This window comes from Acinetobacter sp. CY79 (assembly GCF_059515845.1).
The window spans coordinates 59,348-85,964 of the sequence record NZ_JCAKMY010000017.1; the positions used below are offsets into that span (position 1 = coordinate 59,348).

Consider the following 26,617-nt stretch of genomic DNA (forward strand, 5'->3'; position numbering starts at 1 on the left):
TTTTCATTGGAAGCGTATTAGGTTTTTTGCTGATATATTTTTGGTCTGTTAATTTCCAAAAAATCTTCAGGTCTTGCTAAATTTTTAAAATCAAATTTACGATATAAACCATGAGCATCAGAGGTTGCTAAAAGAATTCTTCTTAAATGTTCAGCTCCACTTTGATCTAATAATGCTTTTACAATGATTTTAGAATAGCCCTTGCCCCGAAATTCAGGTTTTACGTAAATATCTGCAAGATAGGCAAAAGTTGCATCATCTGTTATTGCTCGACCAAAACCAATAAGTTGACCGTCCGATAGCATTCCAACAATTAAAGAATTTTCTATTGATTTTTTTACGACGTGTTTAGGAATATCCTTAGACCAATATGTTGTCGTTAAAAACTGATGAACTGTGTCTCAATCTAATTCATTTTTATCATTTGTTATTCTTATATTTTTGTGCACTACTTCCATTGATATTCCCTCATTCATTTTCTTTTAAAAGCGTATCATTTAAAAACCGACTTAGATAAGTCGGTTTTTTTATTCAGCTTAAAATCAGTCTGCAGAAATATCTTCAAATAAAACAGAAGATAAATAGCGCTCTCCCGCATCAGGTAAAATTACTACAATTGTTTTACCTGTATTTTCAGGACGTTCTGCTAACTTTTTAGCAGCAGCCAAAGCAGCACCACTCGAAATCCCAACGAATATACCTTCTTGTGTTGCTGACAAACGTGCAACATCAATCGCTTCTTGGTTTTCAATTGCAATGACTTCATCCACCAAGTCTAAATCGAGATTGCCTGGAATAAAGTTTGCACCAATGCCTTGAATCTTATGCGGTCCAGGTGTCAAAGTTTCACCACGTTTGGTTTGACCAATAATCGGTGAGTCTGCTGGTTCTACAGCTACAGAATGGATCGGCTGATTTTTTACTTTTTCGAAATAACGCGAAATCCCTGAAATTGTACCCCCTGTACCAACTCCCGCAACCAAGATATCGACTTGACCGCCTGTTGCAGCAAAGATCTCTGGACCCGTTGTTTCTTCATGGATTTTAGGGTTAGCAGGGTTCTCAAATTGCTGTGGCAAGTAATAAAGTTCAGGATTTTCTGTCGCCAAACGCACTGCTTCTTCAACTGCACCTTTCATGCCTTTCGCCGGTTCAGTCAACACTAGATTTGCACCTAAGGCTTTAAGCACTTTACGGCGTTCAATACTCATACTTGCAGGCATGGTTAAGGTAATGTCATAGCCTTTCGCCGCAGCAACAAAAGCCAATGCAATGCCTGTATTACCACTTGTTGGTTCTACAATGTGCATACCTTTTTTAAGTTTTCCACTTCTTTCAGCATCAGCGATCAACGCTGCGCCGATACGGTCTTTTACAGAAAATGCAGGATTACGACTTTCAATTTTAGCAAGAACGGTTGCACCGCCCGTAATGAGACGATTAATACGAACCAAAGGTGTATTACCAATCGCTTCTGCATTATTTGAATACACTGCGATACCTAGATTTTCTGTACTTGGAAATTGCGGATCTGTAGACATGATCTTCCCTTTTATATTCATAAACATATGGATTTATCATAATCTTTTTTCATTTTAGATATATAAACATTTGTAAAAAAACAATATAAAATTATGCGAATTGCATATATAAAATAAAGAAATAGAAATACTTATCTAAAAATGTTCCGATGTTTATATGCTAATTTTCTTGCATTCCTAACCATCTGGCACTCCCAACCCACTTGAGGTCTTAAGCTTCTTTTTGATAAGCAATAACACCATAGAAATTTGAAATCTGTGTAAACCATTCTGTCGTATGGAAGCCACAGTTTCTCAAAAGTTGTTGCATGTCTTGGATACTGATCAATTCAAAATCATCCTCCAAACGCTCAACCATCATTTGGCTTTGTTTTTCACTGAGTCCCAAACTTTCAGTGAGATATTTTAAGTGTTGAATGTGTCCCTGATCTTTAAATTTCATCAGATCAAAACTCATTAAAAAGCCATTTGGTTTTAAGGACTGTTGAATCTCTTTAAAGTACTGCTTCTTTTGAGATGGATTTAAGAAATGCGAGACTAAAATGGCTAAAGCGACATCAAATTGCTGCGCGTGATTTTCTAAAACACTTGAATCGCCAATTCTAAATTCTATTTTTTCTAAATCATTTGACTGTAAACGTGTTTTGGCTTTATTGATCATTTCTTCAGATGGATCGAAGGCGACAAAACTCGCTTCTGGAAAGGTCTCCAATAAATATTCAAGTTCATAGCCTGTACCGCATCCTGCGATCAAAATTTTAGCACTTATAGAAAGCTGAGTTTTTAATATTGACCTAATTTGCAGATGAACCAATTCATAACCCGGAATCAAGCATCGGATATGATCGTCATAGGCCTCCACCACTTTCGGATGATTAAAGTTTTTGGCCATCTATCCCTCTTAAACAACCTGAATTTAAACTATTGATGACATAAATTTTGATGGGCATATGCAATTGAGAGAAAAATAAAAGAATCTTTTAAATGAACACAGTAATGAACACAGTAAAGACACATACCAAATGCATTGAAATTTGATATGTGTCTCCATGCTTCTATACTCAATAGATTTATGTCATTTCGTCTTGAAGATTTAATTCTTCTCGCATGAACTCTTGTAGCTTAAATTTTTGCGCTTTACCAGAAGCTGTCATTGGAAACTCGCTAAAGAATCTCACATAGCGCGGCACTTTATTATGCGAAATATGCTCTTTGCAGTAATTGCGAATGCATTCATCGGTGACAGTATGACCTTCTTGTAAAATGATACAGGCGCATAATTCTTCGCCGTAGCGACGATCAGGTAAACCAATCACCTGTACATCCATCACATCTGGGTGCTTATACAAGAAATCTTCAATTTCTTTGGGGAACAAGTTTTCACCCCCTCGAATGACCACATCTTTAATTCGACCTTTGATCTTTATAAACCCATGTTCATCCATTTCAGCGATATCACCCGTGTGCATCCATTTAGCCACATCGACCACTTCACGCGTTTTTTCGTCTTCTTCCCAGTAACCGAGCATCACTGAATATCCACGGACACACAGTTCGCCCAGTTTTCCACGCGGAACAACTTTACCTTGTTCATCGACAATTTTAATTTCAATATGTGGATGCACGCGACCCACAGTACTGACACGTTGTTCTAAAGAATCCGATGTCGAACTCTGTGCGCTCACAGGAGAGGTTTCAGTCATACCATAGCAAATCGTAATATCTCGCATATGCATACGATCTATGACTCTTTGCATAATTTCACGAGGACACGGACTACCCGCCATGATCCCAGTTCTAAGACTGCTTAAATCAAATTGATCAAATTGCTCATGTTCAAGCATTCCAATGAACATGGTCGGTACGCCGTAAGCAGCGGTACATTTTTCTTGTTCAATGGCTTTTAAACTCTCTAGTGGATTGAACACTGCAGCGGGATAAACCATAGTCGAACCATGCGTAATACAGGCCAAATTCCCCATGACCATACCGAAACAATGGAATAGTGGTACAGAAATACAGACGCGATCTTGCGGTGTCAGATGAATCGCCTCACCCACAAAGTATCCATTGTTTAGAATATTGTTGTGCGTCAACATCGTACCTTTCGGGTTACCTGTTGTGCCGGATGTGAATTGAATATTGATGGTTTCATCAAATTGCAAATCTGCAGCAATGGCTTCGAGTTGCGCTAATTGTTCGTTTGATGGTTCAGGCATTAAATCTGAAAAACGATGAAAACCGACTTGTGCTTGATCATCAATTTTAATCACTGATTTTAAATGCGGTAAATTATTAGCATTTAAAACTTTATCATGGGCATTTTTAATTTCAGGCGCAATTTTGGTCAGAATTTCTTGATAATCTGTGGTCTTAAAATTGGATGCAATAATCAGTGCCTTACAGGAGACTTTATTCAGTACAAACTCAAGTTCACTGCTTTTATAGGATGGATTTAGATTGACTAAAATGATCCCTGCTTTGAATGCAGCAAATTGAGAAATCGTCCACTCCACACAGTTAGGCGACCAAATCCCTAAGCGATCCCCTTTATTTAAACCCAGTTTTATCAAGCTACATGCAAATGCATTGACCTTGTCTTGCAACTGTTTATAACTGAGTCGTACATTTTGATGCACGCTGATTACCGCATCCTGATCGGCATATTGTAGACATGCTTGATCAAATTTATCGCCTATGGTCATCCCCAGTAAGGGTTGCTGACTGGTGCCATAGGCATAACTGAGTCGTACCTGAGTCATTGAATCTTACTCCTTGATTCATTTTTAATTCTTTCGTTCTATGTTCAATCGATTGATCTATATATACTTAACTTATTTACGATTACTTTTAAAGCACTTCCTTTTGTGCAAAACAACTAGGCTAGACGTCCTCCTTCATTTGAACTGCGTTTACACAAAAATCAACGATTTGCTTCACAAAATAACCTTTGTAATGTTCATCGAAAATAACATTGCGAGATGGATTTAAAGGTTCAATCACAACAAAGGTCATTGCACCAACGACACATAATGCTGCTGTATTTAAATCTTCAAACACAAAGTCACCATTCGCTTTGCCTTCAGCAAGAATCTCTTTGATTGATTCCTTGATCATTTGCTTACTACGAAAACGTTCATGTTCTAACACTGCATCAATCGGTTCAAACATCAGTGAATACGATAACTGAGGACTATTCAAAGCACGCTTCACGAAGGTTTGAACCGCTTTTTGCAACTTCTCTGTACTACTGAGTTGACTTTTTGCAATGGTGTTTAAAATATCAATCTCACGCATAATTGCATTCGACAATACTTCAATCAAAATCTGATTTTTATTTTCAAAATAGCGATAAACCAAACCACTTGAAACCCCTGATTTCTCAGCAATAGCCTGAACTTGCGCTTCTTTGAAACCACCAATTGCAATCAGATCACGCGCAGACTGCAATATGGATTGCCTGTTCTGCATCATCCTTTCTTGCATTAAAGATGATCTTTTATAGCTCATAATCGTGTACCTAATCAACTAAAATGAATTATAAATCATTTTGTGAATTTTAATTCACTTTTTTATAAAATATAGGTATTGTATGTTTAAAGCAAAGTGAAATTGCTTTTAATGAAATAAGAAATAAAATTTTTAGGATGAAAATATGAATTTACATAGCATCGACTTTGGACTGGATGAAACTTTAATTGCACTGCGTGATTCAGTCGCTGCCTTTTGTGCTAAAGAAATTGCACCAATTGCCGCTCAAGTAGATAAAGACAATCTATTCCCTGCTCATTTATGGAAAAAGTTGGGTGATATGGGACTCATGGGGCTCACCGTCAGTGAAGAATACGGTGGGCTAAACTTAGGTTACTTGGCACATATTATTGTGATGCAAGAGATTTCGCGTGCTTCGGCTTCTATTGGGCTGTCTTATGGTGCGCACTCTAACCTTTGTGTCAATCAAATTAATCGTAATGGCTCTGAAGAACAGAAACAGAAATACTTACCTAAACTGATTTCTGGTGAATACGTTGGTGCACTCGCCATGTCTGAACCCAATGCAGGTTCTGATGTCGTCAGCATGAAACTCAAAGCTGAAGATCAAGGCGATCATTTTGTTTTAAATGGTTCAAAAATGTGGATCACCAACGGCGGTGATGCGGATGTACTGGTGGTTTATGCCAAAACGGATTTAAACGCGGGTGCGAAAGGCATGACTGCATTCTTAGTTGAAAAAGGCATGCAAGGTTTTAGCCATGGTAGTCACCTAGACAAACTCGGTATGCGGGGTTCGAACACTTATCCTTTGTTCTTTGACAATGTCAAAGTACCGAAAGAAAACGTGATGGGTGGTGTTGGCAATGGGACCAAAGTCCTCATGAGTGGTTTGGACTATGAGCGTGCCGTACTCAGTGGTGGCCCGCTCGGTATTATGGATGCTTGCTTAGATGCAGTAATTCCTTACATTCACGAACGTAAACAGTTCGGACAGTGTTTAGGTGAATTCCAATTGATGCAAGGCAAAATTGCAGATATGTACTCCACTTGGCTCGCAAGTAAAGCACTGGTTTACGCTGTTGGTGCAGCTTGTGATAAAGCCGATCATGACCGTGGTTTACGTAAAGATGCAGCCAGTGCCATCCTCTACTCTGCTGAAAAAGCAACCTGGATGGCAGGCGAAGCAATTCAAACCTTAGGCGGTAATGGCTATATCAATGACTATGACACCGGTCGTTTATGGCGTGATGCAAAGCTGTATGAGATTGGTGCAGGTACGTCTGAGATTCGCCGTATGTTGATCGGTCGTGAATTGTTTAATGAAACCAAATAATGATGAATGAAGTATTAGAAGATAGCGTGAAATAAAATATACAGGGACGTGATTCATGAACGAAATTCAAAGCAAAATCAATGTTCGATCGGAAGATTTTAAAATCAACCAAGCCGCGATGCTTGCGTTAGTAGATGATTTAAAACAAAAGGCACAAACTATTGCTTTAGGTGGCGGTGAAAAGGCCCGTCAAAAGCACTTAGATCGTGGCAAGTTATTACCGCGTGAACGTATTGACCAACTCATCGATGCAGGGACCGCATTTTTAGAGATTGGACAATTGGCTGCTTATCAGGTTTATGCGGACGATGTCCCTGCTGCTGGCGTTGTTGCAGGTATCGGTCAAGTGCAGGGTGTGACCTGCATGATTGTCGCCAATGATGCCACAGTCAAAGGTGGAACCTACTATCCACTCACAGTGAAAAAGCATTTACGGGCGCAAGAAATCGCTGAACAAAATCATTTACCGTGTATTTATCTGGTTGATTCAGGTGGTGCGTTCTTGCCCATGCAGGATGAAGTTTTCCCTGACCGTGATCATTTTGGACGCATTTTCTATAACCAAGCACGTATGTCAAGCCAAGGCATTGCACAAATTGCGGTGGTCATGGGCTCATGTACCGCAGGTGGTGCCTATGTGCCTGCGATGTCAGATGAAACCATTATTGTGCGTAACCAAGGCACCATTTTCTTAGGTGGTCCACCACTGGTGAAGGCTGCAACGGGTGAAGTGGTCAGTTCTGAAGATTTGGGTGGTGGTGATGTCCATACCCGCCTGTCTGGGGTCGCTGATCATTTGGCTGAAAATGATGAACATGCGATTGCGATTGCGCGGAACATTGTAAAGAACCTCAATATCAAAGCGAATCCGCCACTACAAGCCATTGAAGAACCACTTTATGACCCTAAAGAGTTGTATGGCGTGATTCCAAGTGATGCACGTAAACCTTTTGATATTCGTGAAGTCATTGCGCGGATTGTGGATGGTTCACGTTTAGATGAATTTAAAGCCCGTTTTGGTACGACACTCATCACAGGCTTTGCTACGTTATACGGTATGCCAGTCGGGATTATTGCCAATAACGGTATTCTTTTCTCGGAATCTGCACAAAAAGGCGCGCACTTTATTGAACTGTGTACCCAACGCAATATTCCGCTGATTTTCATTCAAAACATTACCGGTTTCATGGTCGGTCGCCAGTATGAAAATGAAGGAATCGCCAAAAATGGTGCCAAACTGGTAATGGCAGTTGCGACTGCCAATGTGCCTAAACTGACCTTAGTGGTCGGTGGTTCATTTGGTGCAGGTAACTATGGCATGTGTGGTCGTGCCTACTCTCCTCGATTCCTGTGGACTTGGCCGAATTCTCGAATTTCTGTGATGGGTGGTGAGCAAGCGGCAAGTGTACTCTCCACTTTAAAACGCGATCAAATTGAAGGACGTGGTGAAGTTTGGTCTGCGGAACAAGAAGACCAATTTAAACAGCCGTTTCGAGATCAATTTGAGAAACAAGGTCATCCATATTATGCCTCAGCACGTCTTTGGGATGACGGTGTGATTGATCCCGCTGAGTCGCGTCATGTTTTGGGCTTAAGTTTAGCTGCAGCAATGAATGCGCCAATTCAACCGACCAAGTTTGGCGTGTTCCGCATGTAAGCACCCAACATGAACATCAAGAATTGGAGAAAAAGATGAGCTATCAATATTTAGAACTCGAACAAAAAGATCAAGTGGTTACCGTCTGGCTTAATCGTGCTGAACTGCATAATGCATTTAATACGCAAGTGATTGAAGAATTACATAATTGCTTTACCACACTCAATACACGAGATGATGTTCGTGTGGTGATTTTGGCGGGACGTGGCAAAAGTTTCTCTGCGGGTGCAGACCTGAATTGGATGAAGCAAGCGGGTCAAGCATCTAAGCAAGACAATGAAGCGGATGCTTTAAAACTGGCAAAAATGCTGCAAAGTTTAGCGACTTTAAAGCAACCCACGATTGCCCGTGTGCATGGCATCGCTTTCGGTGGCGGTATGGGACTCGCTTCAGCTTGTGACATTTGTGTGGCAAGTGTTGATGCTCAATTTGCAACTTCAGAAGTTCGTTTAGGTTTAGCCCCTTCTACCATTAGCCCTTATGTGATTCGTGCGATTGGCGCACGTCAGGCTTCACGCTATTTCTTAACCGCTGAACGGATCAGTGCCGAACAAGCGCAGAACATTGGCTTGGTGCATGAAGTAAGTTCTGCTGAAGATTTAGATGCAAAAGTTGATGAGATTGTTCAAGCCTTATTACTCGGTGGACCAGAAGCTCAGGCATCTTCCAAACAATTGATTCAATGGGTTAATCAGCAAAAGTTAGCCGAAGCATTATTGCTAGAAACAGCACAACATATTGCGCATGTCCGCCAAGGTGCAGAAGCCAAGCATGGATTAACTGCATTTCTAAATAAGCAAAGTCCCGATTGGATCAAGACTGCGGTGTAATAGCATCAAAAAAGAATAAGGATATTGATTATGTTTAATAAAATTTTAATTGCGAACCGTGGTGAAATTGCTTGTCGTGTCATTCGCAGTGCAAAAAAACTTGGAATAGCGACTGTTGCCGTGTATTCAGATGCAGATGCCCATTCACAACATGTCAAACTGGCTGATGAAGCAATTTATATTGGTGAATCTCCTGCTGCACAAAGCTATTTGCAAGCGGATCGTATTATTCAAGCGGCTTTAAACACTGGCGCTGAAGCGATTCATCCAGGTTATGGCTTTTTATCTGAAAATGACAAATTCGCTGAAGCTTGCGAAAAAAATAACATTACTTTTATCGGGCCTCCAGTCGCAGCGATTTTAGCGATGGGTCTAAAAGCCACTTCTAAAACACTCATGGAAAAAGCGGGTGTCCCATTAACACCGGGTTATCACGGTACCCATCAGGATGCTGAATTTTTAAAACAGCAAGCAGATAGCATTGGCTACCCTGTGTTGATTAAAGCCTCTGCCGGTGGCGGTGGAAAAGGAATGCGTTTGGTTGAACGTAGTGAAGATTTCTTAAGTGCATTGGCGTCCTGTAAATCTGAGGCAAAATCAAGCTTTGGTAATGATGATGTCCTGATTGAGCGCTATGTGGTGAATCCACGTCATATCGAAGTGCAAGTTTTTGGTGACAAACATGGCAACTATGTGCATTTATTTGAGCGTGATTGTTCAGTTCAGCGCCGTCATCAAAAGGTTTTAGAGGAAGCGCCTGCGCCAAAAATGCTTGAAGCAAAATTGGAAGCGATGCGTGAAGCTGCGATCAATGCTGCACGTGCTGTGGATTATGTCGGTGCTGGAACAGTTGAGTTCATCGTTGAACAAGACGGTACGGCTTACTTCATGGAAATGAACACGCGTCTACAAGTTGAACATCCCGTGACCGAAATGATCACAGGACAAGACTTGGTTGAATGGCAACTGCGCGTCGCATTTGGTGAGCCATTACCGAAGCAACAACACGAGCTTCAAATTCATGGCCATGCCCTTGAAGCACGTGTCTATGCAGAAGAACCTGAAAAAGGTTTTATGCCTGCCATTGGTAAAATCAACTATCTACATTACCCGGCTCAGAATGATTTTGTCCGTGTTGATAGCGGTATTGTTGAGGGTGATGAAATCACTACTTTCTATGATCCTATGATTGCAAAATTGATCGTTTGGGGTGAAAACCGTGAAGCTGCTTTGGTACAAATGCACAATGCACTGAGCCAATTCCATGTCGAAGGTTTAGGCAACAACATTGCATTCTTAGATCGATTAGTTGCAAGTGAATCCTTTACTCATGCCAATTTGGATACCAATCTGATTCAGCGTGAAGAAGATTATTTATTTAATACCGCACAACACACCTCAAATGAACTCATTGCATCAGCGGCATTGACTGAATTATTACTCCGCTCTAGTCAAAATAAAGTCGCCAATAATCCAGTATGGCAAGCAAATCCTCTTTGGCGTAGCAATGTGAAAACCAGCTACCCAATCAAATTCAAATTGGCAGATCAAGAGCTTTGCATTCGATTAACCTTAAATGGTGGCAGTACTCATCAAAGCTCATTTATTGCCAATGTTAATGGTGAACAGATTGAGTTGAGTGGCGAAATACTCAATAAAAATTTAATTGTGGTTGAGTTACAAGGTAAGAAAGATAAATTGGCATTTAGTCAGTCTCAAGATGCTTTAACCATTTTCAAACATGGTAAAACTTATGCATTTCATTACATCAAAAATAATTATAGCGCTGAAGATTCAGCGGGTTCAGAAGGCAATCTGAAAGCGCCAATGCCAGGTGCGATTACTCAAATTTTTGTGACTGCCAATCAAAGCGTGAAAAAAGATGACGTCTTACTTACTCTTGAAGCCATGAAAATGGAATATGCCATTCGTGCGCCGTTTGATGGTGTGGTGATTGCTTCGTACTTCCAAAAAGGCGATCAAGTCAAAGCCGGTGATGAACTGGTCGAATTCCAAGCGCTTGAGGAGGTTGCATGAACTTAGATGCTCATACTTCCAATGTTGTCAAAATCGTTGAAGTTGGTCCACGAGATGGACTGCAAAATGAAAAGACGCCATTAACTCTGGATGATCGTAGAAATCTGATTTTAGATTTGATGAAAACAGGGCTCAAAAATATTGAAGTCGGTTCATGCGTATCCGCAAAATGGGTTCCTCAAATGGCAGACAGCGATGTGCTGTATCGCCAACTCCCACACGATCCTGAGATTCAATTCAGCCTGCTTACGCCAAATTTAAAAGGTTTTGAATCTGCACTGGCTGTGGGTTGTACAGAAGTTGCAGTCTTCACGGCAGCGTCAGAAAGCTTTACGCGTAAAAATATCAACTGCAGCATTGATGAAAGTTTTGACAAATTTGCAGATATTTTGACTTTAGCCAAAGTCAATAATATCAAAGTGCGTGGCTATGTCTCTTGCATTGTCGACTGTCCTTATGAAGGTGCAATCGAGCCTGAAAAAGTCGCTTATGTGGCGAAACGATTATTAGACATGGGTTGTTATGAGGTCTCTTTGGGAGAAACCATTGGTACAGCTACACCTGATCGAGTTGCAAAAGTTTGGAATGCATGTCTTGAACAGATAGATGCACAATATTTAGCGGGCCATTTCCATAATACTTACGGCATGGCGATTGCCAATATTTACCAATCTTTGACCCAAGGCATTCGAATTTTTGATTCATCCATTGCAGGTCTCGGCGGTTGTCCTTATGCCAAAGGCGCATCAGGCAATGTCTCCACTGAGGATTTATTCTATTTACTCTCAAAAATGGGCTTTGAAACTGGCATTGATGTAGATGCACTGATGCAGGCTTCTCAAAATATAAGCCACGTCTTACAGCGTAAAAATCCATCCAACTACGCCAATGCCTATTGGCAAACACGATGCGCTTAAAATTTTAAAAATCTAAATCAACACCGAATGCTGAAAAGGTATTTGGCTAACTCAAAATGTACTCAATGATTGAGAATGAGGTGTTTAATGACCAATAAAGTATACGAATCTGCTGAGGCAGCACTCAAAGGCATTGTTCAGGATGGACACACCTTAGCCGTTGGCGGCTTTGGTTTGTGCGGGATTCCTGAAGCCTTAATTTTAGCCTTAAAAGACACGGGTGCAAAAGATTTAACCTGTATTTCAAATAATGCTGGGGTTGATGGTTTTGGGCTAGGTCTATTGCTTGAAACCAAACAAATTAAAAAAATGATCGCCTCTTATGTCGGTGAAAATAAAGAATTTGAACGCCAGTTTTTAAATGGCGAGCTCGAAGTTGAACTTACCCCTCAAGGCACATTGGCAGAAAAACTGCGTGCAGGTGGTGCAGGCATCCCTGCTTTCTTTACTCAAACTGGTGTCGGAACGCTCATTGCTGAAGGTAAAGAAGTTCGTGAGTACCATGGTAAGGAATACATTTTAGAAGAATCGCTGACGGCTGATGTGGCACTCGTCAAAGCCTACAAAGCCGATAAAGCAGGAAATTTAATTTTTCGTAAAACAGCTCAAAACTTCAATCCAGTCTGCGCGATGGCAGGCAAAATCAGTATCGCAGAAGTGGAAGAAATTGTTGAAATTGGTGAATTAGATCCAGATGCCATTCATTTACCAGGCATCTATATCAACCGTATTGTGCTGAATGCTCAACCTGAAAAACGTATCGAACAAATGACTTTAAAGACGGAGGCTTAAACCATGGCTTGGACACGCAATGAAATGGCGCAGCGCGCAGCTTTAGAGCTTGAAGATGGGTTTTATGTCAATTTAGGGATTGGTCTGCCAACACTGGTCGCGAACTATATTCCTGAACATATCAATGTTTGGCTTCAGTCTGAAAATGGCTTGTTGGGCATTGGAGAATTTCCAACGCCTGATACAGTCGATGCAGATTTAATTAATGCAGGCAAGCAAACGGTGACCGCACGAAAAGGAGCTTCATTTTTTTCCAGTGCAGATTCATTTGCCATGATCCGTGGAGGGCATGTCAATATTGCAATTTTAGGGGCAATGGAAGTATCGAAAACAGGTGATCTTGCCAACTGGATGATTCCGGGTAAAAAAGTCAAAGGTATGGGCGGTGCAATGGACTTGGTGGCAGGCGTGCAAAAAGTCGTGGTATTAATGGAACACTGTGCGAAAGATGGCACGCCTAAAATTGTAGACAAATGTGCCCTACCACTGACAGGTAAAGGCGTGGTTCATCGCGTCATTACCGATTTAGGTGTACTTGATATTACAGCTCAAGGGGTCAAATTAGTCGAACTTGCAAAAGACGTGACTTTTGATGAAATCCAAAAAGTGACTGGCGTACCATTAATCCAAGCTTAATGTGTTGACAGATCAATATGACATAGCTCGTCGTATTTTTAGCCTGAAATTTTGATTTGGATTCTTTCCATACAACATTTCAGGCTCACTTTAATCAAAAAATTAATTCACTAAAGCCGTTTTAAAAATCTATTTTCAAAAATAAAGTAAGGAAACACCTCTTAAGGAAAACTCAACGCTAAAATAAGGACAGAATTATGGATAATTCTCAAAATATATTGCAAAGATTTGCACTCAGTGTCAGTAACTGGGCTGAAAAATGGTTTCCAGACTCTTATATCTTTGCGCTACTTGGCGTAGTCATCGTTGCAGTTGCCGCCATTGGGATTGGTGCTCCTGTTCAAGATGTTGCCAACTCATTTGGTAATGGTTTCTGGAGTTTAATCCCATTCACCATGCAAATGTGTATGTTGATTATCGTGGGTTATGTGGTCTCTGTTTCAAAGCCTGTCGAAATGCTCATTCAAAAGATGGCGCAAATTCCGAACTCTGGACGAAATGCTATTGTCTTGGTTGCGACGGTCAGTTTACTGATTTCGCTGATTAACTGGGCGATGAGTACGGTATTGACTGCACTGCTTGTGATTGCCTTGGCTAAACGCAAAGAACTGAATATGGATTATCGTGCTGCCGCAGCGGCTGCGATTATTGGGATGGGTGCGACTTGGGCGCTCGGCATTAGCTCGTCAGCAGCACAACTTCAAGCCAATAAAGCGAGCCTTCCTGAGCCAATCTATAATCTCACGGGTGTAATTCCATTTACGGAAACCATTTTCCTCCCTCAATCCATGATCATGACTGCTGTTTTGATTGTGGCCTCTATTGCGATCTGTTACTGGTCTGCACCTAAAGGCAATAGCATCAAAACCATGGATCAATTTGATATTGAATTGGATGAAGACAAACCTGTTGCTGATCAGACTGAAACCAAGAAAAGACCGGGAGAATGGTTAGAAAATTCACCCATTTTAAGCATATTGATTGTAGTGTTGGGTTTGCTGTGGATGTTCAATGAATTCGGCAAAAGTAATCCCATTATTGCGATTTCAAGCTTAAATACCTATAACTTCATTTTCTTGATGTTAGGGATTGCGTTGCATGGTACCCCACGCAATTTCTTAAATGCTGTGTCGAAAGCCGTTCCAGCCGTTTCGGGTGTTTTGATTCAATTTCCACTGTACGGCAGTATTGCATTTATCATGACCAATGCCATGAACAGTGCTGATCTTTCACTTTCGCATTATATTGCTGAGTTCTTTGTATCGATTGCTTCGAAAGAAACCTTTGCGATTGTGATGGGAATCTATTCTGCCATTCTAGGTTTCTTTATTCCATCAGGTGGTGGTAAATGGATTATTGAAGCGCCTTATGTCATGCAAGCAGCCCATGATTTAAAAGTCCATCTGGGTTGGTCTGTACAGATTTATAATGCAGCAGAAGCTCTTCCCAATTTAATTAACCCATTCTTCATGTTACCCATGTTGGGGATACTTAAACTCAAAGCAAAAGATGTAATTGGATTTACAGTAACCCAATTGGTTTTCCATATTCCATTGGTATTGTTCTTATTGTGGATCCTTGGACGTACATTAACGTATACGCCTCCCGTGTTTTAAAGCTTTGTTCTAAAACTTAAATGATTCAATTAAATAAATAACCCAATAACTATAAAGTTGGAAATACAAAAAACCGCCAAATTTGGCGGTTTTTTTATTTTTTTAAGGATACTAAATTGTGTTTAATTAACACACTCTAGACTCTAAACGGAACATTTCGTGAACGCCAGTATAAAAACTACGGCCATCTAAGTTCAAATCAATTTCGATACCAGATTGAAGTAATACTTTTTTACCCACTTCAACCCACTCAAACCCTTCACGGGTACTTTGCATTTTTTTTGATGGAACCAACGATACTAAAATTTCACTACCATTTACAGATTTTGCAATTACATTTTCAAATTTATTCAACATTTACACCAATAATATACGACAATACAAATTCCAACATTAGAATTTATAACAAACAATGAATTAAAGATTTAAGATCAATATTTAGAGAGGATATTTAAATTTATCTTTTTGTTTAACGATTTAGCTTAACAACACTGCAACTATAATTTTCATTAGAATGACTATCCACTTGGAAGCCACTTTCACATCAATTTACGCTTTAGACAAACTATACTGATCAATTACTTTACTTAAATACATCCAATCATTTTACAGAATTGCTGTTTTAATGATTGGTAGCGGGAGCTGGATTTGAACCAACGACCTTCGGGTTATGAGCCCGACGAGCTACCAGACTGCTCCATCCCGCATCAATAAGTACATTTATACAGAAAAACGATTAGTTCGTCAACCATTATATTGACCTAATTCTATTTATAGGCCTAAATCTTCCCTATATTAAGTGCTTATCAGACTACTAAACATCTTAAGAAATTTAAATAGATTATTTTTTAATCGCTATTATGTATTAAAAACTTTAACTGACATCATTGTAATCAGGTCTTTTTAAGCTCAATACTACTTAGAAATTAGAATGACTTCACTTCCTCAGTTGAATCGTCAATAATAATCACATCACTCGTCTTATAGGGTATTGGATTTGCGAACAACTTATTCACTCGGTTTAGCATTAATGCTAAGTGCCAGTTCCCTGACATTCGCAAATTCTGAATTCCTTGCTGCAGACCAAGCCTTTAAATTTTCAGCCGAATCGACTGCGACAGATCAAGTTCAACTTAAATGGAACATTCAACCGCATTACTATTTGTATCATGATCAATTCAAAATTAGCGCGTCAGGGCAAAGCGTGGAGTTTCCACTTCCTAAAGGTGAAAAAAAAGATGATCCAACCTTTGGAATTACTGAAGTTCATTACAATCAAGTTTCGACTCAAATAAAGGTCAAGCCCAATACTGAATATAAAATTACGTGGCAAGGTTGCTCACAAGATGGATTGTGCTATCCCTTACAATCTCAAAGCATCAATACAGACCAAGATGGTTTGATTCCACAACTCAGCACAAACAAAGATGCATTTAGTCAAAACAGTATTAGCCAGAACAATACAGCTGACAGTTTAATTGAACAAGCAAACTCCAACCTACAAGATGATGCGATTAAAAATACTCGCATTAGCAATCCAAACGATATTTTAAAACAAAGTAATGTCACTCAAGATATTCAGGAAGCAGATCAAGACCCTCAACCTGAAAATGAATCAAGCAGCACAACGTCATTACAATGGAATGATGATCGATCTTTTTTTAGTTTACTTTCAGTAGATACAATCTGGCTCAATCTCTTTATCTTTTTTGGGTTAGGGATATTGCTGGCTTTCTTGCCTTGCTCTTTACCCCTTATTCCCATTATTTCCTCTCTGATTATTCAAAGACAATCTGGGTTCCGAGCAGCGACTATTGCATCTAGTTTCATCATCAGTATGGCAGCTGTTTATGGACTGATGGGTATCTTTGTAGCTGAAATAGGCTATAGTTTTCAACGCTGGTTTCAAAGTCCTTGGGTCATTTCTTTTTTTGCGGGCTTATTTGTTTTATTTGCATTGAACTTATTTGGATTATTTCAGTTAAGTTTACCTCAATCATGGGTGAATCGTTTAAATCACTTTCAAGATCAACAAAAAACAGGAACGCTGATTGGTACGATGGCAATGGGAGCACTTTCAGCACTGATTGTTGGTCCATGTATGAGTGCGCCACTGGCAGGTGCACTCCTTTTTGTTTCGCAAAGTAATGATGCATCGATGGGTGGTTTATATCTATTTATCCTTGGTTTAGGAATTGGTTTCCCTCTCTTTATTGCTTGCGTTTTTGGTTATAAACTCTTGCCTAAACCGGGTGAATGGATGAATCATTTAAAAATTCTCTTTGGATTTTTAATGCTGGGACTTGCGGCTTACTTTATACGCCCGATGCTTAACGCCAACATCTACTACTATGCTGTAGCACTGATTTCACTGTTCGCCTTTATCTATATCATTCATATCATTTTAAAAACTCACAAACTTGCACCACGGTTATTTATTGCCCTTATAGGTCTGCTCGCTTTATATTTTTCTTATACCAATATCATGCAAGGTTTAGAGCTCGCTAAAATCGAACGTGTAGAATCAACTTTACATCCTTGGAAGAAAGTGACCACACAACTCGAATTGGATCATGCGCTTGCAGATGCTCAAAGTTTAAATAAAATTGCCGTTGTGGATGTCTATGCAGATTGGTGTGTTGCTTGCCAACCGATTGAAAACGAGGTCTTCCCTCGTGTTGACGTACAAAAGGCTTTAAAAGGCTACTATTTGATTAAACTAGATTTATCAGTGCAAAACAAATCACAAGATCTCATTTTAAAACAACACGAAATCTTAGGTCCTCCTACACTTTTATTTTTTGATCTACAAGGTCAAGAAATTCGAAACTCACGTTTAACGGGTACATTCAAAGCAGAGAAATTGATAGAAAATTTACGAATGTCATCTATCTTAAGTTCTAATTAAATTCAAATTAGTCTGACACGAAATTATGGCACTTAACGTGCCATTTTGATTTAACCCTTCAATTTGATCAAAAAACTCGACTTAGTCTGTGTGAATTCTGATAAAACGTTCTCTACAAACCAATCCATAAACCAAATTCGTTACTGCATTAAGTTCAAGATTGAGTTTGTGCTGTTTAGCAGATTGTATTTCCGCCATAAATAATGCTCTTTGACCTTCATTAGAATGAGCAAATATGAAACAGCGATCACTGTATTCAACAGCATGCATCAACAAATCTAAACTTCGATAATACTGCTCACGAATTTTCAGCTCAGGAACCATATGAGCGCCTGTTTGAACACGATAATGTATACGACCAATATTGATCTCTGGATCGACTGTTGCAACATTATATAAATATGTTTGAAATCCTTTTTGCTGGGCTTATTTTAAAAAATCAACTTGGATTTCATGAGACATCACCGTTTTAAAGCTAAAACTAATCTTCATCGCTAGAAATTCAAATCGAATTAAATCGATAATGCTTGCTGCGAGATATGAATCAATATCAGATGCTTCAAATTGCATGATTTTCTGTTGAGCAATTGGGGTTCCCGACAATAATGCTGAACTGATATTCCCAGACCGAATGTACTGATTCAAAAGCTTGATGAAATGCATGAATTGCCAGTTGAGGAATGAATGCTTCCTCAGCAACTGTTATATGCATCGTTGTAAATGCTGACATAATCTACTTCAAAACTCATGGTTCTTTTTAAACACATGATGAGCTCTTATGGAGACTTATTCCATATTATCATATCAGCGATATTGGTCTAATAATGCAGCAATGACTTATAAAATAATGACAATACCTATCTATATAAGTCATACATTTAGTTAAATACGGTTTGAACTAAGATAAAAAAAGCCACTTAGAAAAGTGGCTTTTTACATTTGTCTAAATATTTTTCAACTGTCTAAATATTTCTCAATACATCTTTTTTTAAAATGCATTCATCAAAGAAACACCTAAACCGACATAAGTTGCACGGTGGTTATAGTCAATCAGACTTTCACCATAACCGTCAAAAAGTTGAAAGTGTCCGCGTAATTTACCACTGATAGGAAAAGCCCAATCGAATTGCGCTGCACCGCGTGCCTCATCACCACCTTTCAGTGAGTGACGTAACATTAAAGTGAAATCATGGTCGTTCCAACGATAGAAAGTTGTTAAATCACCACGTCCGATATAGTTTTTAATATCAGGATTATTGTCATCTTTAAAATCTTCTTCAATTCGATACCAAGGACGAATCATCATGGCGAAGTTGTCTTTTTCAAAACCAACATTCAACATCACCCGATTCCAACTTCTTGAAAGCGGGTCAGAACGACCATTGGATTGGTGATTCAAAGTCAGACCGAGTAATCGACCATTTAAACCTAGCAAGTTGTAGTTGGTATGAAAAATCAAACTGGCTTCTGGCTCATAGTTAGTTTCACGAAATGGACGTGATTCTTCAGAGTTGTATACCTGCCAACGCGATGACTGCGTATAGCCAAGCCAAATGTCACCATTATTACCAATTAAGTTCTCTACTGCTTTGGTTTTGAGTGAAATCTGGAATTTAGCTTCCATCGATTTTAAATTTTGGTCATCCTCAACTGTATTTTGAGAGTTTGGACTTTTAGGAAATTCATTTTTATCTGTCGTCCAAAAAGCCGGGAGTAAATAAACAGGCTGATGCGCACGAATATTCCATGTACCCAGCTTACTATCGGCTGAAAGTTCCCAGCGTTTATCAAACAGAGATGATTTTGGATCAACGTGATCCCCTTCAACGCTGAATAAATTTTCAACTTTATCTTCAATTTTAGCTTTTAAAGTTTCAGGCTCTGGTTTGTCTTCAAGTTCGGTAGCTGCACGTTGTTCAGAAACCAGTACAGGGCTTTGTTGAGGTGCTTTAAAAAGTGCATCATAACAAGCCAAACGGTCGGCATTTGACTCGAGTGCCGTACATGCCTGTGAGCTAGCAGGATTAATTTGTGCAGATGAATCTTGCGCATGAGCGAAAGAAATACCTCCAAACCCAAGCATCATAGAGATGCTCAGATTCAAAGGACTAAGTTCAAGTGTTTTAAACAACATAGAAAACTCCCCAAAAGGTTTTTATATTATGATTGAAATAAACCATTAAACGTCCATGTATAGTTTATTGATTTAGTGAATTAATTGACTTGTTTTATTTCAAACCCTAATTGCTCAAGCGTTTCTTTCTTGGTAATTGGAGCAACAACCGCTTTAACAGGTTTTTGTTCAACCAAGTAAGTTTGAGCAACACGTTTAAGATCATCCAGCGTCACGTTGAGCAGACGTTCACGCAACATTTTTCTAAATGCAGGTGTACGTCCATGCAATAATGCATAACACGCCGTAATCGCTTCACCCGCAGGAGAACCAGGTTTGTCCATTCCTGAAACTAAACCGAGAATGGCTTCTTCAAGTTGATGCGGTTGTTGTTCAGTGTTTAATAACCAATCGATACTTGCTTCGAAATCTTTAAATGTTTCAGCAAGACGTGGATCGCGGTAGCTATAAAAACGGAACGCACATGCATTACCGTCATATGATGCGCCACCACCATACGCTCCACCTTTTTCACGAATTGCGCTATGTAAGAAGCCATTACGTAAATAGCCAGCCAAAGCCATCAATGGTGCAGCATCAGGATGTGACACATCCACCGCTTGATATGCAGATGCACAGAATTGTACATTGGCTTGAATCAGCCAAGCTTCATCATTTTGGCTACGTTCAAAGTTTGGTTTTGCTAATTCAATCGGCGTACGGTCAATGGCCAATTTATCCCAAACATTTTGAATTTCCTCAATCAGACGATCTGAATGATGTTCTTCGCAGACCAATAAGAATTGTTTAGGTGCTAAAAGCAAAGCTTGATGAATGGCTTTTAATTGATTGATCAAATCATTGTAAGCATTTTCATCTTTTTCAATTTGAGCAACTAAATCAGTTAACCAATTCAGTGCGCCTAGACCTGTAATATTGTAGTCACGTTCAGCCAAAGCACTCATATTTCGAGATGCAATTTGCATCGCATAGCTATGACCTGAACCAGAAAGACGTGAAGCCCAACGTGTTTTACGTTGTTGTAACAATTCAATAATTCGATCTTTTTCGTCAAAACGTAATTGTTCAAATGCCAATTTTAACAATTGAATGGTATCCAGTTTATCTGTCAAAGATTTCGTTGTCAGCGTTAACCAACCGCTAATTTTACCTTTATCGTCCACTTTACTACGTAAAGATGCACCCATACCTAAACCACCACTCACAGCGGTTTGTAATTGTTGTAATTCTAAGTAACCGTATTCGCCTGCACCAACCTCACCCATCAAAATAGACAGTAAATTAAAATACGGTGAATGAAGCACATCTTCAGGAATTTTAATCAGTACTTGTTGGTAGTAAATACCATTGGTTCCTGCATGATATAAATTCAATGGTGTATCGAGGTTATTGCTGATAATTTCACGTAACTGACCTTGTACAATCGCCAATTCCGCAGGAATATCTTCTAAACCTACTTTAGGTAACAGGTCTAAATTGTCAGGTGTAGCTTGACGTTCATTTAAGGCATCTGTTTGACGAATGATTTCAGCTTTATCTTCTTCAGTCAGTTGAGCGCCAATCGCAGCTAAACGTGCTTTTTCAGCTTCCGCTTCTTTTGCAGATTTAGTTGCATCTGGAATCAGGGTCATTTGCACGCGATGCGGATTATCAATCAAATGGGTTTTGATTAAGTTTGAGATCCACATTGGATCTTTGAGTTCTTCTTTGACTTGTTCAATGGTCGCATCAACATCCCAAACTTCAATCGGGTCATTATGGTGAATTGCACTACCTAAACCATTTAAGATCAGGCTTAAACCATAAGGTGTACCATCACCACCAATCTCACGTTGATGTAATTCTATTTGATGAAGAATCGCATCGATCATTGCAGGATCAACAGGTTTTGAAGCAACCTCTTCAAGAATGTTCATCACGCCGTTTTTAAAAGTTTCAGCATGTTCAGCGTTTGAACCTTGAATTCCACAGTAGAACGTCATTTCAAAGTTAGAATCATCTAAGCCCATGATTGGACCAGTAGATTGTGCATACCCACAGGTTTCTAAATAATGACGAAGTGGCGATGCGGAATCTTCGAGCAAAATCCCTTCAGCCAAACGTAAACCTAGGCGAAGTTTTGTATCACTAGACTCTGGTAATAACCATGACAAGATATGATACGTCTTATCTTTTAAATCTTCAGCATCTACTGCATACGTTTCAGTGACAGCAATCGGTGCTTCTAAACGCTGCTCATGAATCGAATGAATGGTTTGACCTTTTTCAAACTTAGACAACGCTAAAGTTTCGAATTGCTCTTGGAGTTCATAAGCAGACTGATTACCAAAAGTCATGAAAATCGCATTGCTTGGATGGTAATGTGACTTATAGAAATCAACTAATTCCTGATACGTTAGATCTGGGATATCTTTTGGATCACCACCTGAGTTGTAGTGATAGGTGGTCTTTGGGAACAAATGATGTGCTAATTGATGGTACAACTGATCTGAAGGTGAACTCATCGCACCTTTCATTTCATTGAAAACAACCCCTTTATAAACAGGCTCACCATTTTCAAGCTCAATACGAATCCCTTCTTGAGCAAAATCAAGTGGATTCAAATTGGCAGCAAAAGCCGCATCTAAATAAACAGACAGTAAATTTTGAAAATCTTTTTTATTCTGAGTTGCAAATGGATACGCCGTCCAATCTGCAGCAGTAAATGCATTCATGAATGTATTTAATGAACGACGGATCATCAAGAAAAATGGATCACGCACAGGGAATTTTTCAGAACCACAGAGTGCTGTGTGTTCTAAAATATGCGCCTCACCTTTTGAATCCATCGGTTGTGTACGGAAGGCAACCAAAAATACGTTTTCATCATGTTCTGATGCTAAGTGAAAATGAACAGCATTGGTAACTTTATGGCGATATTCGGTAACCAAAATATCAAGTGCGGCTACATGGTGTTGACGTACCAACTGAAACGCAGGGTGAATTGTTTGAGAAATGGTTTCAGTGACATCTACTGTCATGTGAGCTCCTAAATGTAAGTTTTGTGACATAAAAGTATTATACCGACTCTGAGGTACAATTCATCTGTTTATCGTGTGCTTATACAAATTTAATCATACTATTTTAGTTGGTTAATTCTAAGGTGATTGTTTTTGATATTTTTAAACAAGAATTTATTTGCTTAGGCTATTTCGATCAGTAAGATTAAGATCGTGGAGACATGCTCCCCTCAGCTTTTCAACAAGTGAGTAATAAAGCCAATAGCAAACTGAATAATATGGTTGTCCCACCGATATAGCCGAGCCTAAGTGACCGATCCAACAAATCAGCGAAAGTCTTCTTATCTATAGTTGTGTCGACAATAATCTTGAACCAATACAGGCAAGGTTTATAAGACTTGCTGGAAATTTGAAAATAAAGCAAAATGAAAAAAATCAGCGAAGTGAATGTATTCAACCAGTTTTCTTGGTCATAGACATGGATAAAGCATCACCCACTGTTCCACTTAAAGTGGTTGCACATATTTTTGTGATCCAAAAGATCAAAGTGGATTGTGAGACTTTAGACAGCGCCTAATGGCGGATCTGCTGATGGGTGAATGATTGCTCCAATATTTTCATTGAACAGACTCCAAATGGTCTGTTCTTAAATTATTCAATCAAACTTAAATCATGATTAAAGCTCAAAGGTATTGAGCTTTAATATTCGTGCCAGAAACTAAATCAAATATTTAAAATAATTATAATTTGAATGATTCTGTACATAGACATAATTCATTTTTTGATAAAAATTCGATGCCGACTTGGTGTCTGTTTGAAGACAAAGTGCTGAGAAGTTTTGAATTGCTTTTTTCTCTAAATATTGCAAAAGCATCTTTCCGACGCCATGTTGTCTATATTTAGGGAGGACATAGAAACGACGTACACGACCTATTTTACTTTGGTTTTCATCTTCACTACGCTGTTGATTTAAACCACCACAGGCAATCAGTTTTTCGCCATCGTATGCCACTAAAAAAAATTCACCTGTCTGATCGAAGCGATTAACACCATTGTCAAACTCTTCAATTAAACGATGTACAAAACTAAACCCTTCTTTGTCTGATTGTTTTGCCAATTCAGAAATTGCTTTTGGTAATGTCTCTACTTCTTTAATTTCAATCTTCATAAATCTTATCGCAAAATCCTTTCCGTTATTTATATACCAATATGCGTCATAAAACTTGAATTTTATTCACTAAACTATAGTTAATCTGAGTATTGGTGTAAACTTTCTCTTTTTAATTTTATGTGATTGATAACATGGCTACTGTTGATCTTTTTGCAATTGGTAACGCACTCATTGACCAAGAATTTAAAGTATCAGACGACTTTTTAATTCAACAAAATTTGCAAAAAGGCACCATGCAACTCACAGATGGCGAAAAACAAGCTCAACTCTTTGAAAATCTGCAAAAAACTCAAGTCTACAAAGGTCAAGCTGCTGGTGGTTCTGCTGCCAATACTACTGTTGCCTTTAGTGCTCTAGGCGGAAAAGCATTCTACGGTTGCCGTGTGGGTAATGACGACTTAGGTCAAATTTATTTAACAGGCTTAAACGACGCAGGCATCCAAACTTCTGATAAATCAATCAGTGAAGGTGTAACTGGTACATGTATGGTACTGGTCAGTGATGACTCAGAACGCACTATGCATACTTACTTGGGAATTACAGCTGAATTATCGGATCAACAAATTGATTTTGAACCTTTAAAAACAGCAAAATGGTTATATATCGAAGGCTATCTATCTACCAGTGATACTGCACGAGCTGCGGTTAAACAAGCTCGTCAAATTGCAAGAGAGAATGGTGTAAAAATTGCACTCACGTTGTCAGATCCAGCCATGGTGCAATATGCACGTGTAGGCTTAGATGATTTGATTGCTGATGGCGTCGATCTATTGTTCTGTAATGAGCAAGAAGCTTTGATGTACACGCAGACTGAAACAATCGATGCGGCACTCGCTCAATTAAAAACATTAAGTCAGTCCGTTGTCATTACACTAGGCTCAAACGGTGCATTGGTTTCATCTTCGAATCAAAGCATTCAAGTGGCTGGACGTCAAGTGACTGCTGTCGATACCAATGGTGCGGGTGATGCATTTTCAGGTGCTTTCTTATATGCATTAAATGCAGGTAAAGATTTACAAGTAGCGACTGAATTGGCTATCTTAATTTCGAGTCAAGTGGTCTCTCAATTTGGCCCACGCCTTAATGTTAACGATTACGCAAAATTATTAAATGAGTTCCAAACGGAAATCGCATAATGAATAAAATCTGCATGATGGAAGAAATTCCAGAACGAGAAGCTCGGTCTTTTGAAACTGAAGATGGCGATACCATTTTTATCACGCAACGTGATGGATCTTTTTACGCTTATCAGAACGTCTGTCCTCACCTTCAAGTTGAGCTTGAGTTTTTGGAAAATCAATTCCTTGACCAAGATCAAGAATTCATTCAATGCTCGACACATGGTGCATTATTTGACGTGGAGACAGGCTTGTGTATTTCTGGCCCATGCCAAGGCGATAGTCTTGAAAAGGTGAATATTAAAGTTCACTCTGATGGTGGAATTTACTTAGAAGATTAACTCGGGACTTCAGCCATGTTTGAACTGATTTTTGCATATGACTTGATGCCCTTTCATTTAAGTGTTGTTATGCTTATTCTGCTCAGCATGGCTGAAACGTTAGGCTATTATATTGGCTTAAGACCGAGTACTTTCCTTAAAAAGGTTGCGCCTCAATGGCTGTCTAACTCACCAATTGTTCAAGTCAAATTCTCTAAAGTACTGATATTCGTATTTTTACTGATCAATTTTAGTTTTGCCGGGTACATGCTACAACTGACCAGCTTTGCATATCAAAATATGTTAATGCCCTGGTTTTACGCTATTATTCCTGCCTTAATCATCGCAATTTTCTTCACTGTTTTTATGATCCATTGCTTGGATCAAGTCATACGCCCCAAATTCCAACAAACCAAAACGATTCTGCTAGGTCGTTTAGCCACGGTATCTGGTGGGAATGCTCGTCCAGGGTTTTCTGCACAAGCACGTGTGCGTGATGAATTCGGACAGCTTCATTATGTGCAAGTGGAGCCGGAATTTGGTGAAATTGAAATTCAATCTCAAGTCCTCCTCATTCGATATAAAAAATCGCATTACATTGTAAAAAAGATCGCACCTTCAAATCAGTTATTCAATGTAGATCAACTCTAAGCTCTTTTTCTCATTTTTTTCAGCATCGCTTATTCATCAACTTGCTTCTGGCTGTATTGGAAAAACACATGTAATTTAAATCGTTCCGTCAGACCATTTGATTTGAATGACATGCTTGTCATATCTCACACAGCTCTTTAAAGAAAACCCGATATTAAACTTAATTAACCCGAATCGCGGATAAGGATTTTTCTTTAAAATCATAAGCTAAATTTAATTTTATGATTAGTTTTTAGTGTTATCAGACCAAAGCATAGACTTTTTTATGCTCAAAATGATGGATAAGTCTCAAGATGAATGATCTCATTTTCTTAAGCAGGATTCGGGTTAATTAAATTGCTGAAATCACAAAAAATAGCTCATGGAAAAATAGCAAATAAATTCGATGATTATCTTCAAAAGAATGCCTCTCTTATCAAATTTACTTATAATAAATATATAATAATTCATTTTTATTTAATT

At 39.0% G+C, this 26,617-nt stretch carries 23 protein-coding genes and 1 tRNA gene; 12 read left to right on the top strand and 12 right to left on the bottom strand.

Features of this window, described 5'->3' with window-relative positions; all coding sequences use genetic code 11:
* Positions 1-17 precede the first annotated feature (17 nt).
* From AC5YCE_RS08820 to AC5YCE_RS08840, 5 genes are all read right to left on the bottom strand, one after another.
* The gene (locus tag AC5YCE_RS08820) at positions 18-356 is read right to left on the bottom strand and encodes a GNAT family N-acetyltransferase (RefSeq protein ID WP_496171779.1); all 339 of its coding nucleotides are present in this window, start codon (positions 354-356) and stop codon (positions 18-20) included.
* Between the two features lie 186 nt (positions 357-542).
* Entirely contained in the window at positions 543-1,541 is a 999-nt protein-coding gene (gene cysK / locus AC5YCE_RS08825; RefSeq protein ID WP_496171761.1) for a cysteine synthase A, read from the bottom strand.
* Positions 1,542-1,752: 211 nt separating this feature from the next.
* The gene (locus tag AC5YCE_RS08830) at positions 1,753-2,433 is read right to left on the bottom strand and encodes a class I SAM-dependent methyltransferase (protein ID WP_496171762.1); all 681 of its coding nucleotides are present in this window, start codon (positions 2,431-2,433) and stop codon (positions 1,753-1,755) included.
* Positions 2,434-2,611: 178 nt separating this feature from the next.
* Entirely contained in the window at positions 2,612-4,303 is a 1,692-nt protein-coding gene (locus AC5YCE_RS08835) for an AMP-binding protein (protein WP_496171763.1), read from the bottom strand.
* Between the two features lie 121 nt (positions 4,304-4,424).
* A complete protein-coding gene (locus AC5YCE_RS08840) occupies positions 4,425-5,051 on the bottom strand; it encodes a TetR/AcrR family transcriptional regulator (protein ID WP_496171764.1) in 627 nt (208 codons plus the stop codon).
* 145 nt (positions 5,052-5,196) lie between these two features.
* On the opposite strand from AC5YCE_RS08840, the gene AC5YCE_RS08845 reads away from it, so the two are divergent.
* The 8 genes from AC5YCE_RS08845 to AC5YCE_RS08880 all read left to right on the top strand — a co-directional run bounded on the left by AC5YCE_RS08845 (position 5,197) and on the right by AC5YCE_RS08880 (position 14,854).
* On the top strand, positions 5,197-6,369 hold the full coding sequence (locus AC5YCE_RS08845) for an isovaleryl-CoA dehydrogenase (protein ID WP_496171765.1): 1,173 nt from the start codon (positions 5,197-5,199) through the stop codon (positions 6,367-6,369).
* A gap of 55 nt (positions 6,370-6,424) precedes the next feature.
* The gene (locus tag AC5YCE_RS08850; protein ID WP_496171766.1) at positions 6,425-8,026 is read left to right on the top strand and encodes a carboxyl transferase domain-containing protein; all 1,602 of its coding nucleotides are present in this window, start codon (positions 6,425-6,427) and stop codon (positions 8,024-8,026) included.
* Positions 8,027-8,061: 35 nt separating this feature from the next.
* Complete coding sequence (locus AC5YCE_RS08855) at positions 8,062-8,856, top strand: enoyl-CoA hydratase/isomerase family protein (RefSeq protein WP_496171767.1); 795 nt, start codon at positions 8,062-8,064, stop codon at positions 8,854-8,856.
* Positions 8,857-8,886: 30 nt separating this feature from the next.
* Complete coding sequence (locus tag AC5YCE_RS08860; RefSeq protein WP_496171768.1) at positions 8,887-10,893, top strand: acetyl/propionyl/methylcrotonyl-CoA carboxylase subunit alpha; 2,007 nt, start codon at positions 8,887-8,889, stop codon at positions 10,891-10,893.
* Positions 10,890-11,810 (top strand): hydroxymethylglutaryl-CoA lyase, encoded by a 921-nt coding sequence (locus AC5YCE_RS08865; RefSeq protein ID WP_496171769.1) that lies wholly within the window; start codon positions 10,890-10,892, stop codon positions 11,808-11,810. The genes AC5YCE_RS08860 and AC5YCE_RS08865 overlap by 4 nt, the downstream gene beginning before the upstream one ends.
* Before the next feature lie 87 nt (positions 11,811-11,897).
* Positions 11,898-12,602, top strand: a complete 705-nt coding sequence (locus AC5YCE_RS08870) for a CoA transferase subunit A (protein WP_496171770.1) — start codon at positions 11,898-11,900, stop codon at positions 12,600-12,602.
* A gap of 3 nt (positions 12,603-12,605) precedes the next feature.
* Complete coding sequence (locus tag AC5YCE_RS08875; protein WP_496171771.1) at positions 12,606-13,238, top strand: CoA transferase subunit B; 633 nt, start codon at positions 12,606-12,608, stop codon at positions 13,236-13,238.
* A 197-nt stretch (positions 13,239-13,435) separates the two neighbouring features.
* Positions 13,436-14,854 (top strand): short-chain fatty acid transporter, encoded by a 1,419-nt coding sequence (locus tag AC5YCE_RS08880; protein WP_496171772.1) that lies wholly within the window; start codon positions 13,436-13,438, stop codon positions 14,852-14,854.
* A 126-nt stretch (positions 14,855-14,980) separates the two neighbouring features.
* Here the strand turns inward: AC5YCE_RS08880 and AC5YCE_RS08885 are convergent, their stop codons facing one another.
* Together AC5YCE_RS08885 and AC5YCE_RS08890 are read right to left on the bottom strand one after the other, a co-directional pair.
* Positions 14,981-15,208, bottom strand: a complete 228-nt coding sequence (locus AC5YCE_RS08885) for a hypothetical protein (protein WP_496126744.1) — start codon at positions 15,206-15,208, stop codon at positions 14,981-14,983.
* Positions 15,209-15,484: 276 nt separating this feature from the next.
* A tRNA-Met gene (locus tag AC5YCE_RS08890) sits at positions 15,485-15,561 on the bottom strand.
* A 323-nt stretch (positions 15,562-15,884) separates the two neighbouring features.
* On the opposite strand from AC5YCE_RS08890, the gene dsbD reads away from it, so the two are divergent.
* A complete protein-coding gene (gene dsbD, locus AC5YCE_RS08895) occupies positions 15,885-17,762 on the top strand; it encodes a protein-disulfide reductase DsbD (RefSeq protein ID WP_496171780.1) in 1,878 nt (625 codons plus the stop codon).
* Positions 17,763-17,843: 81 nt separating this feature from the next.
* Here the strand turns inward: dsbD and AC5YCE_RS08900 are convergent, their stop codons facing one another.
* The 5 genes from AC5YCE_RS08900 to AC5YCE_RS08920 all read right to left on the bottom strand — a co-directional run bounded on the left by AC5YCE_RS08900 (position 17,844) and on the right by AC5YCE_RS08920 (position 24,063).
* Positions 17,844-18,086, bottom strand: a complete 243-nt coding sequence (locus AC5YCE_RS08900; protein ID WP_496171773.1) for a hypothetical protein — start codon at positions 18,084-18,086, stop codon at positions 17,844-17,846.
* A gap of 102 nt (positions 18,087-18,188) precedes the next feature.
* Entirely contained in the window at positions 18,189-18,425 is a 237-nt protein-coding gene (locus AC5YCE_RS08905) for a hypothetical protein (RefSeq protein WP_496171774.1), read from the bottom strand.
* A 325-nt stretch (positions 18,426-18,750) separates the two neighbouring features.
* Positions 18,751-19,896, bottom strand: coding sequence for a phospholipase A (locus AC5YCE_RS08910; protein ID WP_496126741.1), 1,146 nt, complete (start codon positions 19,894-19,896; stop codon positions 18,751-18,753).
* Positions 19,897-19,976: 80 nt separating this feature from the next.
* The gene (locus tag AC5YCE_RS08915; RefSeq protein WP_496171775.1) at positions 19,977-22,916 is read right to left on the bottom strand and encodes an insulinase family protein; all 2,940 of its coding nucleotides are present in this window, start codon (positions 22,914-22,916) and stop codon (positions 19,977-19,979) included.
* A 697-nt stretch (positions 22,917-23,613) separates the two neighbouring features.
* On the bottom strand, positions 23,614-24,063 hold the full coding sequence (locus AC5YCE_RS08920) for a GNAT family N-acetyltransferase (protein WP_496126739.1): 450 nt from the start codon (positions 24,061-24,063) through the stop codon (positions 23,614-23,616).
* A gap of 134 nt (positions 24,064-24,197) precedes the next feature.
* Here AC5YCE_RS08920 and AC5YCE_RS08925 point away from each other — a divergent pair, with 134 nt between their 5' ends.
* From AC5YCE_RS08925 to AC5YCE_RS08935, 3 genes are read left to right on the top strand one after another with little or no spacing between them, the layout of a single operon-like run.
* Entirely contained in the window at positions 24,198-25,202 is a 1,005-nt protein-coding gene (locus AC5YCE_RS08925; protein WP_496171776.1) for an adenosine kinase, read from the top strand.
* 14 nt (positions 25,203-25,216) lie between these two features.
* Entirely contained in the window at positions 25,217-25,525 is a 309-nt protein-coding gene (locus AC5YCE_RS08930; RefSeq protein WP_496171781.1) for a Rieske (2Fe-2S) protein, read from the top strand.
* Between the two features lie 15 nt (positions 25,526-25,540).
* Positions 25,541-26,155, top strand: a complete 615-nt coding sequence (locus tag AC5YCE_RS08935; RefSeq protein WP_496126737.1) for an OB-fold-containig protein — start codon at positions 25,541-25,543, stop codon at positions 26,153-26,155.
* Positions 26,156-26,617: the final 462 nt, after the last annotated feature.